The 15690-nt window shown below is 50.5% G+C and carries 18 protein-coding genes and 3 pseudogenes; 6 read left to right on the forward strand and 15 right to left on the reverse strand.

Annotated features, from left to right (window positions below; all coding sequences use genetic code 11):
- Window position 1: 1 nt before the first annotated feature.
- The 4 genes from AC1M2H_RS00185 to AC1M2H_RS00200 all read right to left on the reverse strand — a co-directional run bounded on the left by AC1M2H_RS00185 (window position 2) and on the right by AC1M2H_RS00200 (window position 2856).
- A protein-coding gene (locus AC1M2H_RS00185; protein WP_480151852.1) for an IS3 family transposase occupies window positions 2-1188 on the reverse strand; the annotation gives its coding sequence in 2 pieces (ribosomal slippage) (window positions 2-912 and window positions 912-1188; 1188 coding nt in all).
- Window positions 1188-1891, reverse strand: a protein-coding gene (locus AC1M2H_RS00190; protein WP_480149868.1) for an IS1 family transposase whose coding sequence is annotated in 2 segments (ribosomal slippage) — window positions 1188-1645 and window positions 1645-1891 — 705 coding nt in all. Because the reading frame shifts where the segments join, the coding sequence is not laid out codon by codon here. Before AC1M2H_RS00190 ends, AC1M2H_RS00185 begins: the two co-directional genes overlap by 1 nt.
- Window positions 1892-1998: 107 nt before the next feature.
- Window positions 1999-2283, reverse strand: coding sequence for a hypothetical protein (locus AC1M2H_RS00195; protein ID WP_480149869.1), 285 nt, complete (start codon window positions 2281-2283; stop codon window positions 1999-2001).
- A 126-nt stretch (window positions 2284-2409) separates the two neighbouring features.
- The gene (locus AC1M2H_RS00200) at window positions 2410-2856 is read right to left on the reverse strand and encodes a single-stranded DNA-binding protein (RefSeq protein ID WP_480149870.1); all 447 of its coding nucleotides are present in this window, start codon (window positions 2854-2856) and stop codon (window positions 2410-2412) included.
- A 384-nt stretch (window positions 2857-3240) separates the two neighbouring features.
- Here AC1M2H_RS00200 and AC1M2H_RS00205 point away from each other — a divergent pair.
- The 4 genes and pseudogenes from AC1M2H_RS00205 to AC1M2H_RS00220 all read left to right on the forward strand — a co-directional run.
- Window positions 3241-3713: pseudogene (locus AC1M2H_RS00205) on the forward strand (IS1 family transposase); the annotation flags it as partial.
- Between the two features lie 63 nt (window positions 3714-3776).
- A protein-coding gene (locus AC1M2H_RS00210) for an IS3 family transposase (protein ID WP_480149871.1) occupies window positions 3777-5287 on the forward strand; the annotation gives its coding sequence in 2 pieces (ribosomal slippage) (window positions 3777-4212 and window positions 4212-5287; 1512 coding nt in all).
- Between the two features lie 192 nt (window positions 5288-5479).
- Window positions 5480-6157: pseudogene (istA, locus tag AC1M2H_RS00215) on the forward strand (IS21 family transposase); the annotation flags it as partial.
- A complete protein-coding gene (locus tag AC1M2H_RS00220; RefSeq protein ID WP_480149872.1) occupies window positions 6154-6519 on the forward strand; it encodes an ATP-binding protein in 366 nt (121 codons plus the stop codon). The pseudogene istA and the gene AC1M2H_RS00220, both read left to right, overlap by 4 nt.
- Here the strand turns inward: AC1M2H_RS00220 and AC1M2H_RS00225 are convergent.
- The 9 genes and pseudogenes from AC1M2H_RS00225 to AC1M2H_RS00265 form a co-directional block, all read right to left on the reverse strand.
- Window positions 6468-6584, reverse strand: a complete 117-nt coding sequence (locus tag AC1M2H_RS00225; RefSeq protein ID WP_480149873.1) for a transposase — start codon at window positions 6582-6584, stop codon at window positions 6468-6470. The genes AC1M2H_RS00220 and AC1M2H_RS00225 overlap by 52 nt on opposite strands.
- Before the next feature lie 76 nt (window positions 6585-6660).
- Window positions 6661-6942 carry a helix-turn-helix domain-containing protein gene (locus tag AC1M2H_RS00230; protein WP_000780222.1) on the reverse strand — a complete coding sequence of 94 codons (282 nt, stop codon included), beginning with the start codon at window positions 6940-6942 and terminating at the stop codon, window positions 6661-6663.
- A complete protein-coding gene (locus AC1M2H_RS00235) occupies window positions 6923-7252 on the reverse strand; it encodes a type II toxin-antitoxin system RelE/ParE family toxin (protein WP_480149874.1) in 330 nt (109 codons plus the stop codon). The genes AC1M2H_RS00230 and AC1M2H_RS00235 overlap by 20 nt, the downstream gene beginning before the upstream one ends.
- Window positions 7253-7544: 292 nt before the next feature.
- Entirely contained in the window at window positions 7545-7979 is a 435-nt protein-coding gene (locus tag AC1M2H_RS00240; protein WP_480149875.1) for a regulatory protein RecX, read from the reverse strand.
- On the reverse strand, window positions 7976-9370 hold the full coding sequence (locus AC1M2H_RS00245; protein WP_480149876.1) for a DUF6880 family protein: 1395 nt from the start codon (window positions 9368-9370) through the stop codon (window positions 7976-7978). The genes AC1M2H_RS00240 and AC1M2H_RS00245 overlap by 4 nt, the downstream gene beginning before the upstream one ends.
- Window positions 9371-9447: 77 nt before the next feature.
- A complete protein-coding gene (locus AC1M2H_RS00250; RefSeq protein WP_480149877.1) occupies window positions 9448-10032 on the reverse strand; it encodes a recombinase family protein in 585 nt (194 codons plus the stop codon).
- A 379-nt stretch (window positions 10033-10411) separates the two neighbouring features.
- Window positions 10412-11245, reverse strand: coding sequence for a PA3715 family protein (locus AC1M2H_RS00255; RefSeq protein WP_480152305.1), 834 nt, complete (start codon window positions 11243-11245; stop codon window positions 10412-10414).
- 93 nt (window positions 11246-11338) lie between these two features.
- Window positions 11339-11489: pseudogene (locus AC1M2H_RS00260) on the reverse strand (recombinase family protein); the annotation flags it as partial.
- Window positions 11490-11546: 57 nt separating this feature from the next.
- Complete coding sequence (locus AC1M2H_RS00265; RefSeq protein ID WP_480152055.1) at window positions 11547-12251, reverse strand: IS6 family transposase; 705 nt, start codon at window positions 12249-12251, stop codon at window positions 11547-11549.
- 28 nt (window positions 12252-12279) lie between these two features.
- On the opposite strand from AC1M2H_RS00265, the gene AC1M2H_RS00270 reads away from it, so the two are divergent.
- Entirely contained in the window at window positions 12280-12711 is a 432-nt protein-coding gene (locus AC1M2H_RS00270; RefSeq protein WP_480149879.1) for a recombinase family protein, read from the forward strand.
- Between the two features lie 154 nt (window positions 12712-12865).
- Here the strand turns inward: AC1M2H_RS00270 and AC1M2H_RS00275 are convergent.
- Together AC1M2H_RS00275 and AC1M2H_RS00280 are read right to left on the reverse strand one after the other, a co-directional pair.
- A protein-coding gene (locus AC1M2H_RS00275) for an IS3 family transposase (protein WP_480151836.1) occupies window positions 12866-14052 on the reverse strand; the annotation gives its coding sequence in 2 pieces (ribosomal slippage) (window positions 12866-13776 and window positions 13776-14052; 1188 coding nt in all).
- On the reverse strand, window positions 14052-14321 hold the full coding sequence (locus tag AC1M2H_RS00280; RefSeq protein ID WP_480149880.1) for a hypothetical protein: 270 nt from the start codon (window positions 14319-14321) through the stop codon (window positions 14052-14054). The genes AC1M2H_RS00275 and AC1M2H_RS00280 overlap by 1 nt, the downstream gene beginning before the upstream one ends.
- A gap of 182 nt (window positions 14322-14503) precedes the next feature.
- Here AC1M2H_RS00280 and AC1M2H_RS00285 point away from each other — a divergent pair.
- Window positions 14504-15690 (forward strand): IS3 family transposase gene (locus tag AC1M2H_RS00285; protein WP_480152056.1). Its coding sequence is split into 2 segments (ribosomal slippage): window positions 14504-14780 and window positions 14780-15690, totalling 1188 coding nucleotides; the frame shifts between segments, so codons are not numbered across the junction.

A 15690-nucleotide genomic window follows, 5' to 3' on the forward strand; every position in this document is an offset into this window, starting at 1 on the left:
GTCAAGTTAAACAGGACACTTTTTTCTCAGCCATCTGTTCATATCGCACTGGCGATAAATACCCATTCGAAGCATGGTTTCTGTCAAGATTGTAATAACGCATATAGTCTGCAACATCACGTTTCATACCTGCCCGCGTCTGCTGCGGGATCAACAGCACCCATTCATGTTTCAAACTGCCCCAAAAACGCTCCATTACCGCGTTATCCCAGCAGGCGCCAACATCTCCCATGCTGCTTCTGAGTCCGTAACTGGTTAACTGCGTTTGGAAGCGCTTGCTGGTATACTGCGCTCCACGATCGGTATGGACGACCAGCCCTGTCGGTGGATTGCGCAGGTTGTAAGCCTGCATGAGAGCCCGGCAAACCAGCGACGATGTCATTCTCTTGTCAATGTGCCAACCGACGATCCGGCGGGAATATAAATCCATGATCGCAGCCAGGTACAACCAGCCTTCACCCGTTTTCAGATACGTAATATCACTCACCCATATCTGGTCCGGTCCGGGAGGATTGAAGTTCTGATTCAACAGATTTGGTGCAAAATCAGCCCCTTTCTTCGGTTTCGTTGTGACCTTCCAGGCACGGCGTTGCCGGCAGAGAAGTCCCTCTTCGCTCATGATTTTTCTAACGCGCCAACGACTTATGGTGACGCCTTCTTCACGGAGCTTTTTAACCAGCGTTCGGCTCCCGGCACTTTCCCGACTGGCAGAGAATAACGCCTTGAGCATCACCCTGACTGCGGTATCTTTCGACGGGCAGGCTATCGGCTTTTTTCGCCAGGCATACCATGCGGACGGGCTAATGCGCATCACGCGACAAAGCGTCCGTAGCCTGTAATTACCTGCGTTATCGAGGATAAACTGGTATCTCACGACATGTGCTTCGCAAAGAAGGCGCTCGCCTTTTTTAATATTTCCTTCTCAATGCGTAACTCTTTGTTTTCTAGACGTAGCCTTCGGAGTTCAGCTTGTTCATCTTCACTAAGCGGACTTTCATGGCGCTGGCGCGCGGCGGCGACCCAACTGCGCAATGTTTTGGCGCTGATCCCCAAAGAAGTTGCGGCACGCGCAATGGAGTAATTTTGCGTCAGCACCAGGGCCACCGTTTCCTTCTTAAATTCTGGCGTAAACTTTCGCTTCTGATTCACTAAACACCTCCATTTTGGATGTAAGTTTAGTGTCCTGATTATTCGACCACAGCAAACATGTACTTTTCGATGAAGGCACCGATGACCTTTTCGTGCAATTCGATGGAACGTGAAAAACATATTGTTTTGCGTGCCAGCCGCTTGATACGGGTTCGCAGCGTCAGATTGTTTCGCTCAATGCGCTGTGTGAAAATTTTACCAGTCAGATGTATCTCCTTCGGCACCTCTCTGGCATAACTGCCCCAGTTATCGCTGGTAATCATGCCGATGCTAAAGGGCGTCAACAGGGCCAACAGTTCCCGACATGTCTCATCGGTACGTGGGCCGAAAGTATAAGCCAGTACGCCACCCGTTTTGGTATTGTAAGCATACCAGAGCCAGTGCTGCCGGGCTTTACTGCCAACAAAGCCCCACTGCTCATCAAGCTCGCAGATGAGTGCCACATCGGCATGAGCGACAGGAGAAGCGGTTATCCGGGACGGCGAGAGCTTTTTAATGTCCGTATGACGGTATTGATACCGACCTTAAGAACTCTGGCGGTATCGCGGACGCCGGCACCGTTGTGTGCTAGTTCAACTATCTGTTCTTTTACACCGGGTTTTCTGGCTTCATAGGTATAAGCCAGCTGAAAAACGCGGCGACATGACCGGCAACGAAAGCGCTCGTGCCCGGAACAGCTGTGCCCATGGCGATAAACAGAATCGGAATGGCAACGAGGACAATGAACAGTAACGGTAGCCATAGAAAGCCCTAAATACCAGTAGCATATCATGGTTTTCTATCGATTGAAGGCATTACCCAAAAACGGGAGTGACCATAGATTCCTAACCATGAACGATATGAAGGGAGCTACTCAGAGGGTTTCTGAACGAGTATTTTTGTTAAAATCCAGAATAGCGCGATACTCAATATAATCCAGAATGCCGAGCTATAATCGATCCATACTCCCCAATGCTTTGAGCTGTTAATAAGCCAGTATCCACCACATACATTGAGAGCGCTGACAATCAAAGCAGCAGGAATTGCGATGGTTCTCTTGAACAGTAAGTGCCCGATAGCGATGCAAAAAAAAACCAATCCTGTACCGTTCAAAGAAAAGTAGAGGATTAAGCCGTTAAAGCTATCTGCGTCCATTTTAGGTCCTTTCGCTGTTCACATACATGTCCGGAAGGTTCTTAGTATGTTAAAACTGAGATATCAAAAGGTACGCCATAGGCTTCAATCCGCCAAATAGCTGGTCATCATTTCGTGGAGCGCATATCAAAAATCATCATGTTGAGGGCGCTGATCAAAGTCTTCCTGCGTGTTATATATTTCCCATTCCGGCGCGGTGGTAGATGACGGTTTCTCTGCGTCATTATCTGAAACAGACATCCTCCTGCCGCTCGGTCTCACCGTCTTTGCGCTGATCACGCTGTCAGCGATTACCTGGTACCCCTGCTGTGTCGTGCCATCCTGCCCGGTCCACTGATTAAGCTGCATGTTGCCCGACACGCTAACAAAGTCGCCTTTGACATGTCGCGCCAGAGCATCAGCCTGCTTACCAAATGCGAGAACGCCCAGCCAGAAAGTAGCCTGTCCGTCCTCAGCAGCATTGCATGGTAGCGATACCGCCAGCCGTGCCATTGCCATATTTGTTCCCTTGCCTGTTGTTCTGGTATTCGGATCGGCGACCAGACGCCCGTATGCGGATATATGTACTGTCATTTTCAACCCTGGGTTATATCAGCTCTATGGCATATGAACGACAAGCGCTCTCTTAGAGGCGTGTCCACTCAGTCTGGGTCAATCATATACCATACTGTCCGCTTCACGCGAAAAGCAGACATCTACACTTCTTGTGTCAATAGCAAGTATGTCTACTTAAATAAAATCGTGAGAGGTTTTTAAATCAACCTCAACATCAGCCTTCTTACCAACTTGTTGAAAAATTCGTTGTACACCTACTTGAAGTGGTCATGACTCAAATTTAGTGTTGTAGTATGCTTTGCTTTCTGGATTTATGATGGCAAAGATTGATGTGGTATGCCCACGTTGGTAATGCCTCTAATTAGTTGAATGATGTATAATGCCCGCTTTTGAGGTTTTCTCATGGCCAGCGTTAACGTTCATTGTCCCCGTTGTCAGTCTGCTCAGGTTTATCGCCATGGTCAGAACCCTAAAGGCCGTGACAGATTTCGCTGTCGTGACTGCCACCGCGTGTTTTTACTCACCTATACCTATGAAGCCCGTAAGCCGGGTGTCAAAGAGAAAATTACCGAAATGGCCTTCAACGGTGCCGGTGTCCGGGATACGGCAAGAACGCTAAAAATCGGCATTAACACCGTCATCCGCACTTTAAAAAACTCGCGCCGAAGCGAATAACATCCTCTCCGGTTGCCCATGCAGATGTGGCTCTTATCTGTGAACTCGATGAGCAATGGGGCTTTGTCGGCAGTAAAGCCCGGCAGCACTGGCTCTGGTATGCCTACAACACCAAAACAGGGGGCGTTCTGGCTTATACGTTCGGCCCCCGTAATGATGAGACATGTCAGGCGCTGCTGGCGTTATTGACCCCCTTCAGCACCCCCCATTTCAGGGTAGTTGTCGCCTCTGAGTGAAAAAAATCGGGGGGGCCGGAGACGACAATGAAAATCTATTCACCTGAGCGTAAAGCGGCTGTGATCGCCAGAATGCTTCCACCGCATAATCAACCAGTCAGCCAGTTATCACGCCAGGAGGAGATCCCAATAAAAACGCTTTACCACTGGCGCTCAGAGGCGGGTATTTCCACTCTGCCGGTATCCGGACAGAAAACACCTCCCAGTGAGTGGTCTCAGGAAGCGCGTTTTGCTGTACTGGTTGAAACGGCCCCGCTTTCTGCCCATGCTGTAGCTGAATACTGTCGCCGTAAGGGCCTGTATCCTGAGAAAATTCAGCAGTGGAAGGACGAGTTAATGCAACCCGGTCAGCGAGAAGAAAAAGCCGAAATAAAACGATTAAGAAAAGAAAACCAACAACTTAACCGTGAAATTGCCCGTAAGGATAAAGCGCTTGCCGAAGCTGCAGCGCTGTTGCTCCTGGAAAAAAAGCTGAAGGCGTTGTTCGACGAAGAAAACGAGGTCGAATGACGCGCACTGCCGGCAGGCTACGGTTGATGACGATAGTGCAGGAAGCCGTCGCTGGCGGGGCCCGACTGAGTGAAGCCTCTCGCTGCGTTGGGCTGAGCGAGCGGACCCTGCAACGCTGGCAGCAGATACCGGACGATCGGCGAACCTCGACGCCACGGCCAGCCCCGAAAAACAAGCTCAGTGCTGAAGAGGAAAAGCAGGTGCTGGCCATCTGCCATGAACCCCGGTTCGCCAGCCTGCCGCCATCGCAAATCGTTCCGGTGCTGGCTGATGAGAACCGCTATATCGCCAGTGAATCAACGTTCTACCGGGTGCTGCGGCGGGCGGGAGAAACCACGCACCGTGGCCGGCAGAAGGCCCCGCAGAGCAAACCACTGTCGACCTGGAAGGCGACAGCCCCCAGACAGGTGTGGTCATGGGACATCACCTGGCTGAAGTCGCAGACGGCGGGCCACTGGTTCTACCTGTACCTGATAGAAGATGTATTCAGCCGTAAAATCGTGGGTTACGAAGTGTACCTGGTTGAAAGCGGTGAGTATGCGGCAGAGCTGTTGAAACGGACGGTGCTGAGCGAGAGTTGCTGGCAGGAGCCGCTGGTGCTGCATGCAGATAACGGTGCGCCAATGAAGTCGCAGGTGCTGCAGGTGAAGCTTGCAGAACTAAAGATCACGCCGTCGCACAGCCGGCCGCGGGTGAGCAATGACAACGCACATGTAGAGTCACTGTTCAGGACGCTGAAATACGTGCCGGCATGGCCGGATAAGGGCTTCGCGACGCTGGAAGATGCGCGCGCCTGGGTGGAAAACTTCGTCGGCTGGTACAACGAAGAACACCGGCACAGCGGCATCCGCTACGTCACGCCAGGCCAGCGGCACAGGGGTGAAGATCATGCTCTGCTTGCACAACGGAAATCGGTGTATGAAGCAGCAAAAATGCAGACCCCGCATCGCTGGTCTGGGCCAACGCGCAACTGGAGCCGACAGGATGAGGTGTGGCTAAATCCGGAGCGGGAAACCCTGGCTGCATGAATTAACTGAGGCGACAACTACCTTGACACGCGCCGGGATCACCGATTCCGACAATCCGATCGCGGATTCCGGAGCCAGGATCACGGATTCCGACGGATGACCAAATCTGGCCGGAACAAATCGGAATTCGTGGTCGAATTAAATCGGAAAGTGCGATCGGATTAAATCGGAATCAATGGTCGGTTTGGGTCGGAATATGCACCTGGCTTTCAGATGCAGGTTGATTTCACCATCATCAGACTCGGCCATAACCCACTGCTGGCCTTCGTCGCCACGCTGGGCTGGAGCCGCGCGACTTTCGTCAAGTTCTACTCCAACCAGGATTCCGCAGCCTGGTGTGATGGCATTGAGTCTGCGCTCAGGTTCTTCGGCGGGACGCCGCATCAGCTGTTGTTCGACAACGCCAGGACTATCATCATTGAGCGCGATGTCTACGGCCCCGGCAAGCATCGATGGAACCCGCAGTTAATGCATGTCGCAGAGAAGTATGCCTTTACCCCCAAGGTCTGCCGCCCCTATCGCGCCAGAACCAAGGGCAAGGTTGAGCGATTTAACCATTACCTCAAGAACAGCTTTGTTGTGCCCCTTACCGCGACCTTCCGCCAGGCCGGGCTGGTACTGGATGTACCCGCCGCCAACGCACGCATTGGCGAGTGGCTGCTCACCGTTGCGAACATGCGAGTTCATGGCACCACTGGTGTACCGCCTGAACAGCGCATGCCACGTGAACGGGCAGCACTACTACCGTTACCGAAGGTGACGTTGGCACTGCCCGCTCCAGTCCCGACGGTCAACCCGCGTCCGGTGCCCACCGAGAGCCTGCAACATCCTTTGGCAACGTACCAGGCTTTGCTGGAGGCGCAGGCGTGAACCTTCAACATGATCGTATTACTGCGCTCTGCGAACAACTCAAGCTCGACCGGCTGCCGGCAGAGTGGCCAGGTGTGGCACAGACGACCATCGACAACGACGGCACCCATGCCGACTTCCTGGAAGCGGTTTTGCAGCTTCAGCATGATGGCCTGAACGAACGGCGTCGGCAGACTATTTTGCGGTTATCAGGTCTGCCGGTGATAAAAACGCTGGAACAGTTCGATTACGCCTATGCCAGCGGCGTGCCGCGAAGTCAGATCCAGGAGTTGGCGGGGCTGGCGTTTATCGAACGCACGCCAAAGGCGTGCTATGTTCTGTCGCTGATCCCCAGCGACGCTGCGGCTTTGGCGATGGTATAACCCTGCTCACTGACCAGGGCCACGGCTTCCTTTTTAAACTCTGGGGTAAATGTTCTCTTTTTCATCACTAAACACCTCCGTTATGGATGTAAGTTTAGTGTCCGGTTTATTCGACCACATCAGTCCCTGAGGGCTGGTTATTCAGTACAGGGCAATGACAGGTTTCTTGATGCCGCAGGCATGAGCGTAGCGGGTCAGTGTGTCGATGCTGGCTTTGGTGATGTTGTTTTCCAGACGGGAAATAACCGGAGGTGTAACCCCCATGCGTTCAGCAACCTGCGCTTTTGTCAGGTTGTCATGTTTACGCCATTCCGCAAGTAGCTCTCTGAGCTTCTCCTTGCGTTCTTCTTCCTGCCATGCAGCGCGATATTCATCGTCCTGCATCCACTCGTTATGCAGTTCTTTATGGCTTACCAGTTTCATTAAGTACCTCCGCTAACCGCTTTTTGGCGAGATCGATTTCTTTTGCTGGCGTTTTCTGTGACTTCTTGATGAAAACCCGGAGCATGATGATGGTATTGCCTTTGTGGTATACCCAGATACCCCTGGCTATGTCCGTTCCCATCGTGCGGATCTCAAAAAGTCCATCGCCCAGGGGCTTCGTGTCCGGCTCCCGCAGTAATCGGGCGTCATACTCCAGTTTGCCGATGAGACGGTCAAACTTCACCCTGATTTTTACGGGTAATGTTGTGGCTTCTTCCCTGGCTTCCGGGTGATAAACAACGCTAAACATGTGACCTCCCATTCCTATCAATATTAACCTACAGGCTAATTACGGTCAAGATAAAATTAACCTATAGGCTAATTTTGTTAGCGGTTAGCGCAGCTACCCGGTCACTACCCTGTTAGCGTGAGTTTTCGTTCCACTGAAGAACTGGGGTTTATGGGGTCCGTCTGGAATTCGGAAATTATCCTACGTTAAGCTTTTCAAGCTTAACGGGTGATTTCGTTCCATTGGGGTAATGGGAGCGAAGCTACAATATGACAACATTTGTCTGGGATGGAGCTCCGACAGCAAACCATGATCAGCTTAACGCCTCAAATATCATGTCCATCGAAAACCCCTTGTACTGGAGGTAGCGGATCTGTTTGTTTTTTTCTTTGGCTTCTGATGCCACCGCATCACCAAATTTACTGACTTTCAGTTCCCTTGCCATGGCATACCAGTCCACATCCACTTTCTCCAGCATCTGCTCGACCAACTCCGGAGAAAAACCTTTTTGCCTGATCTCCTGTTTGATTCTGGACGGGCCATATTTTTTTCGAACATGTTTATCAATCATGTGCGTTATCAGTCGGTTATCATCCAGATAACCACACTCAACCAGCCTCGACAACGCCTTGTCGATATTTTCTCTGTTTTCCGTCATCTTACTCAGTGTCCGGGCCAACTCACCGGATGCGTAATCCCGCCTTGCCAGTAGTGACACCGCGTGGTCATACAGTTCCTGTGATGTCATGAGACATCTCCGCTATAACGGATACCGTCCTTTCCTACTGATAATCCTTTGATTTTATCTGCCATCAACGGCCAGAGTGCGGTTTTACGTTTATGTTGTTCATAGAGCGTTCTGAGGTAGTCCTTTGTTTCCGGAAGCTGAGGGCAATCTTCCAGACCTTCGCCGTAATCGATGGCTTTTTTCATGTCTGAGGCGGCATAGCTGTAATACTTGCTTTTTGATTGCTGAATGTTGTCCTCCACCAAAAAGCGACGCAACAAGGTCGCCGTATGCGCATAGCCGTGTTTGTACAGGGTGCTGGATAATGTCCGTAAAAATGAATGGGTGATATAAGCCAGCGAGTCGGTGAGGTTGTTTTTTTGCATGGCCATAATACAGGCGTCGATTAAATCATACCGTTCGATGTCTGACGCAAAACAGACATACGGCGCTAAGCCTGTATCTTTTGCTATTTTCAGGAATGCAGGTCTGTGATCGACATTTTTTTCACCGACTTTTGTGTACAGATGATAAAAACGGGTATCACATTGAAAAGTGAATGCTGTAATACAGTGGGCTTTGGCTTCCTCTTTTCTCCCTTCTTCAATCAGGGCCTGAATGAAGAGTTCATTCCATATAATGTTATCCGTGATCTCCTCATCGTCAGCCCGCTGGCTGTTTAATACAGCGAGGGCATCATCGGACCGCAGATCTTCCATAAGTAATCTGACATAATCAAAATAATGGGTGGAATGGCAAAACTCATCGTTTTTAAACGCCATTGTCAGAAAATCGAGGTCTTTTATTATCATACTGAGACCAAGAGCTTCCCGGGGGGATTTTTTTTGATAATACATATCACGGATTACACGTAAAATATCCGTGCCGAGTAATGTCCGGTATTTTTTAAATATCTCAATTCCAAAATAGAATTCTCTTTCAACAACGGTGAATATTTTTTTAGCGATGGATACTGGATCGTTGTTTTTTTGTGCTTCCAGTGATTTCATCCACGCATCCAACAGAATGGTATAGTAACTCATCCAGCTTCCGCTGGAAGTGTCCACGTTCCCTGTGAATTTTTCGAACTCAAGCATCATTTTTACGCTCAGACTTTCCGCTTGCTCGGGGAGCTCGTGGGCGATACCCACAAGGGGGTTCGCTATACTGCGTGTCAGCTCGTCAAAAAAGGCATCGGCATCATAGTAATCATAAAAACGTTTGCTTTTGGCTCTTCTGGCATACTCCTTCTCGACGGCTTTAAGTACCTCAGCTGCCGATAGCAGATACCCATTCACCAGTGTGGCCCTGGCCTGCTTATTATCCTGTATCAGGTCATAGATAATATTGACCAGCACGTCATGACTCATCTCTGAAAGCTGTGCGGTTTGTTTTTTTGTTAACGGTGCCATGAAGCTCCTCCTGAGGCTGGCTGTATGAAACACCTGGGCCTGTTATTTGCCCCTTCAAGCTATAAAATCATCCCGGATTAACAGGATGAACTTGCCGCCTTTATTCTGTGAATAGTTTGCCACGTCGTACTGAACTGACGGGCAACAGCACTGATGCTGTCTCCGGCTTTCAGACGGATGATCACCGCCTGCCGTTGTTCCTCATTCAATGCAGGTGGACGCCCGAAGCGTTTTCCTGCTGCCTTTGCCCTGGCAATACCAGAATGAGTACGTTCAAGAAGCAAGTCACGTTCGAATTCGGCCACCGCCGAAATCACCTGCATGGTCATTTTCCCCGCCGAGCTGGTAAGATCAACACCGCCCAGCGCCAGGCAGTGAACCCGAATGTCTGACTTTGCCAGTTGTTCCACGGTCTTTCGTACGTCCATCGCATTGCGTCCCAGACGGTCAAGTTTGGTGACAATCAGCACGTCGCCATTTTCCATACGGTCAAGTAGTCTGGCAAAACCGGGGCGTTCGCTGGCGGTCACCCAACCGCTGATATGTTCTTCGACCAGTCGCTGAGGTCTGACGGCAAAACCGGCGGCTTCAATTTCCCGGCGCTGGTTTTCCGTGGTCTGCTCCAGCGTGGACACCCGGCAGTAAGCAAATACTCGTGACATGGCGTAATTTTCTGTACGAAATAGATGTACGAATCATAATGCATGTACGAAACGAATTACACTTACTTTCGTACATATTTTGCAGAGGGTGTACGAAACCGACCGATTTCGGACATATTCTGTGAGGTATCATTGAACATCATCAAGCTGACAGCTTCAGGGGCTGTAACGGGGCCGGTCCCCTTCCCTGCTGTTCTGGTCTCTCCGGGCGTACTGTGCCATCACATAGGCGCATAATGGTTTACCGTGAGATGACGGATTAGCGGGCAACAGTGCTGATACTGGCCCCGCTTTGAGGCGTCCGGTTACTGTCTGCTGCTGTTCCCGGTACAGCGCCGGAGGCGGCCAAATCGTTTACCTGTCTGCTCTGACAGACAGATTACCTTAGTGACTGCATTCCCTCGGGAACGATATAACGATGGCCGTCATATCGCAGGAGACTACGGCTGATATCTTTACCATTATCAATTGAGTCGCACTGACCCTCCTTGTTTGTAAAAGCCCCAGTTTTTTCCGTTCGGGTCGTGACCATGAGATTGGCAGCCCCATTATTTTTTTCCTTGTCAATGACGAGTGTGCGGCTTATGTCTTCGAAATGCCCATCGCAGATGCCATCCCATTCACCGGTGTCTTTGTTTACTTCCAGACGTTCAAGGACAGGCCGAAGTGAAGAACCACTCATATCGAACAACCATAGTCCAGTCTGATAGAACGGATTTGCACGGGAGGAGCCCTCTCTCGATATGCGAAGGCCAAAGGCCAGGCGATCATCAAACAACCGATAAGCTGCTGTGTCCAAATCAAGCTGGTTCAGACTAATGGCGTCCTCATCAAGTATGTTCACGAGACGGAGGCGCGCGACAGGCTTAAAGTTGTCATGGTTCAGCACTGCGACTTCGATATCGCCAACCGCGCGGTGTTCGCCTTGTTCTTTCAGTAACGGCAAAGCGACAAGCAGAAACCTGGGATAAGCCGGCCATTGTCGGCAGATCATCGTATAGGGGTCGCCAAGATGGTGGTCAGCGGAAATCGTTACAGACGCGCTACCAACGGTATAATTAGATCTCGTTTTTTCAGCTCGGGGATACAGTGCTTTCAATATTTGCTCTGCTCCTGATCCACAGTCGTTATCATGATTAGAGGCATGGACAGGCTCTATGAAAAGGAGTGCGGCGGCAAGTACTGATAAGCTAATGCGGATTATCAAAGGCATATATTCCTTTTCATTAAAGATGCAGATCAAGACATCTGAGGGTTTTTTTTGGCTTTGTTTGTGTATTCTGGCGAACCTGGACGGTTATTCCGGGGGGATGTGAATTGTCGTGCCAGAGACATTATCAATATACCAGCCAGCAATTACGGTGGCGATACTGATTTGAAAATGCTTTCAGTGCATTTTTTGCACGACCAGCATCCTGCTCTGATGTCGATGTCCGGAGATAATCGAAAACGAACATTTTTTGGCACTGTTGCAAAGTTCGCGATAAGGTAGCCTGTAGTTTTATTGAAAGGCCTTATATTTCAAATGCTCTGCTCACCAGGCGCATCTCGCCCAGGGGATCTCCATAATAAAATGATGAGGCCTGTCCCTTGCGTAGTGCCCGCATCACTTCAATACCCTTTATTGTGGCGTAAGCCGTCTTCATGGATTTAAATCCCAGCGTGGCACCGATTATCCTTTTCAGCTTGCCGTGATCGCATTCAATGACGTTATTGCGGTACTTAATCTGTCGGTGTTCAACGTCTGACGGACACCGGCCTTCGCGTTTGAGCAGGCCAAGCGCACGGCCGTAGGTGGGCGCCTTATCCGTGTTGATAAATCGCGGGATCTGCCACTTCTTCACGTTGTTGAGGATTTTACCCAGGAACCGGTATGCAGCTTTGCTGTTACGACGCGGGGAGAGATAAAAATCGACGGTGTGCCCCCTGCTGTCGACGGCCCTGTAAAGATAAGCCCACCGGCCATTCACCTTCACGTACGTTTCGTCAATGTGCCACGGGTTCCGCTCGGAAGGGTTACGCCAGTACCAGCGCAACCGTTTTTCTATTTCAGGTGCATAACGCTGAACCCAGCGGTAAATCGTGGAATGATCAACGTTGACTCCGCGTTCGGCCAGCATCTCCTGCAGTTCACGATAACTGATGCCGTATTTACAGTACCAGCGTACCGCCCACAGGATGATGTCGCGCTGAAAATGCCGGCCTTTGAATGGGTTCATGTGCTGCTCCGTCAGCAAAAAGGTGAAGATGAGTTTATCACCAGCAGATTTTTGCAACAGTGCCGAGAAAGATGACATCATTATCTGTACCAAAATGGACCGTCTCGGACGCAATACAGCTGATATGATCCATATCGTTGACACCTGCTATAAGAAAGGGATCGCCATCCGGTTTCTGGAAAACGGCCTCAGTACAGAAGGTACAATGGGGAAAATGGTGATTCAGATCCTGGCAGCTGTGGCAGAAGCTGAGCGCGAGCGCATTCTGGAGCGAACCAATGACGGACGGATGGCGGCAATGGCATCGGGTGTCAGATTTGGCAGGAAGCCGCATCCGGCAACTACATTGGCTTTTGCTCTCATGAAAAAGGGGCTTTCCTTGAAGGCCGTTCAGGAAAAAACGGGCATTTCACGCGCTACTTACTTCAGGATAAAAAAACAGTTTAATTCCCCTGGATAATTTGACATTTGTTTTAACAACACCCTGTAAGGATGCATTTTGCCCAGTCTCCCCGGCCATGAGAGGCTGCCGCCTGAGATGCGAAACCCCAGTCATATTCAAGGGTGATGAATTCTACGTCCCATGTATTCTCTGTTTTCGTCAGTTGATCTGGTCAAGTTAAACAGGACACTTTTTTCTCAGCCATCTGTTCATATCGCACTGGCGATAAATACCCATTCGAAGCATGGTTTCTGTCAAGATTGTAATAACGCATATAGTCTGCAACATCACGTTTCATACCTGCCCGCGTCTGCTGCGGGATCAACAGCACCCATTCATGTTTCAAACTGCCCCAAAAACGCTCCATTACCGCGTTATCCCAGCAGGCGCCAACATCTCCCATGCTGCTTCTGAGTCCGTAACTGGTTAACTGCGTTTGGAAGCGCTTGCTGGTATACTGCGCTCCACGATCGGTATGGACGACCAGCCCTGTCGGTGGATTGCGCAGGTTGTAAGCCTGCATGAGAGCCCGGCAAACCAGCGACGATGTCATTCTCTTGTCAATGTGCCAACCGACGATCCGGCGGGAATATAAATCCATGATCGCAGCCAGGTACAACCAGCCTTCACCCGTTTTCAGATACGTAATATCACTCACCCATATCTGGTCCGGTCCGGGAGGATTGAAGTTCTGATTCAACAGATTTGGTGCAAAATCAGCCCCTTTCTTCGGTTTCGTTGTGACCTTCCAGGCACGGCGTTGCCGGCAGAGAAGTCCCTCTTCGCTCATGATTTTTCTAACGCGCCAACGACTTATGGTGACGCCTTCTTCACGGAGCTTTTTAACCAGCGTTCGGCTCCCGGCACTTTCCCGACTGGCAGAGAATAACGCCTTGAGCATCACCCTGACTGCGGTATCTTTCGGCGGGCAGGCTATCGGCTTTTTTCGCCAAGCATACCATGCGGACGGGCTAATGCGCATCACGCGACAAAGCGTCCGTAGCCTGTAATTACCTGCGTTATCGAGGATAAACTGGTATCTCACGACATGTGCTTCGCAAAGAAGGCGCTCGCCTTTTTTAATATTTCCTTCTCAATGCGTAACTCTTTGTTTTCTAGACGTAGCCTTCGGAGTTCAGCTTGTTCATCTTCACTAAGCGGACTTTCATGGCGCTGGCGCGCGGCGGCGACCCAACTGCGCAATGTTTTGGCGCTGATCCCCAAAGAAGTTGCGGCACGCGCAATGGAGTAATTTTGCGTCAGCACCAGGGCCACCGTTTCCTTCTTAAATTCTGGCGTAAACTTTCGCTTCTGATTCACTAAACACCTCCATTTTGGATGTAAGTTTAGTGTCCTGATTATTCGACCACAGCAAGTATTGCATATCTGGCATGCGGCGTGCCATTTTCTATGACGTGAGGATAAGGATGCTCATCAGCATATGCTGGCAGGCCAACACTCCCGCGATTGACGATAATACCGCCATTATTCTGACTGACTTTACGCGGCAAATGGGTATGACCGCACAGGATGACTTTCGCATCTGATGTTCCCGCACGTTGAATAATTTCCTCAGGTGTTGCCTCTCTCAGACCGTCAGGCGTTACGGTTTCAAGAAAGTACGTCATGTCGTCATCAGGAGTGCCATGTACCAGGAGTACATCCTGGTCAATCCGGAGCGTGGCAGGTAAGGATTTTAACCATATCCGATGGTCATCTCTGAGTTGTCTGGTTGCATACTGATCTGAGGGGCTCATTTGTGCGTAAGTCAGATCGAGCAACTGACGCTCATGATTGCTGTGGTCGAATAATCAGGACACTAAACTTACATCCAAAATGGAGGTGTTTAGTGAATCAGAAGCGAAAGTTTACGCCAGAATTTAAGAAGGAAACGGTGGCCCTGGTGCTGACGCAAAATTACTCCATTGCGCGTGCCGCAACTTCTTTGGGGATCAGCGCCAAAACATTGCGCAGTTGGGTCGCCGCCGCGCGCCAGCGCCATGAAAGTCCGCTTAGTGAAGATGAACAAGCTGAACTCCGAAGGCTACGTCTAGAAAACAAAGAGTTACGCATTGAGAAGGAAATATTAAAAAAGGCGAGCGCCTTCTTTGCGAAGCACATGTCGTGAGATACCAGTTTATCCTCGATAACGCAGGTAATTACAGGCTACGGACGCTTTGTCGCGTGATGCGCATTAGCCCGTCCGCATGGTATGCCTGGCGAAAAAAGCCGATAGCCTGCCCGCCGAAAGATACCGCAGTCAGGGTGATGCTCAAGGCGTTATTCTCTGCCAGTCGGGAAAATGCCGGGAGCCGAACGCTGGTTAAAAAGCTCCGTGAAGAAGGCGTCACCATAAGTCGTTGGTGCGTTAGAAAAATCATGAGCGAAGAGGGACTTCTCTGCCGGCAACGCCGTGCCTGGAAGGTCACAACGAAACCGAAGAAAGGGGCTGATTTTGCACCAAATCTGTTGAATCAGAACTTCAATCCTCCCGGACCGGACCAGATATGGGTGAGTGATATTACGTATCTGAAAACGGGTGAAGGCTGGTTGTACCTGGCTGCGATCATGGATTTATATTCCCGCCGGATCGTCGGTTGGCACATTGACAAGAGAATGACATCGTCGCTGGTTTGCCGGGCTCTCATGCAGGCTTACAACCTGCGCAATCCACCGACAGGGCTGGTCGTCCATACCGATCGTGGAGCGCAGTATACCAGCAAGCGCTTCCAAACGCAGTTAACCAGTTACGGACTCAGAAGCAGCATGGGAGATGTTGGCGCCTGCTGGGATAACGCGGTAATGGAGCGTTTTTGGGGCAGTTTGAAACATGAATGGGTGCTGTTGATCCCGCAGCAGACGCGGGCAGGTATGAAACGTGATGTTGCAGACTATATGCGTTATTACAATCTTGACAGAAACCATGCTTCGAATGGGTATTTATCGCCAGTGCGATATGAACAGATGGCTGAGAAAAAAGTGTCCTGTTTAAATTGA

This window comes from Klebsiella sp. F11, assembly GCF_056712265.1.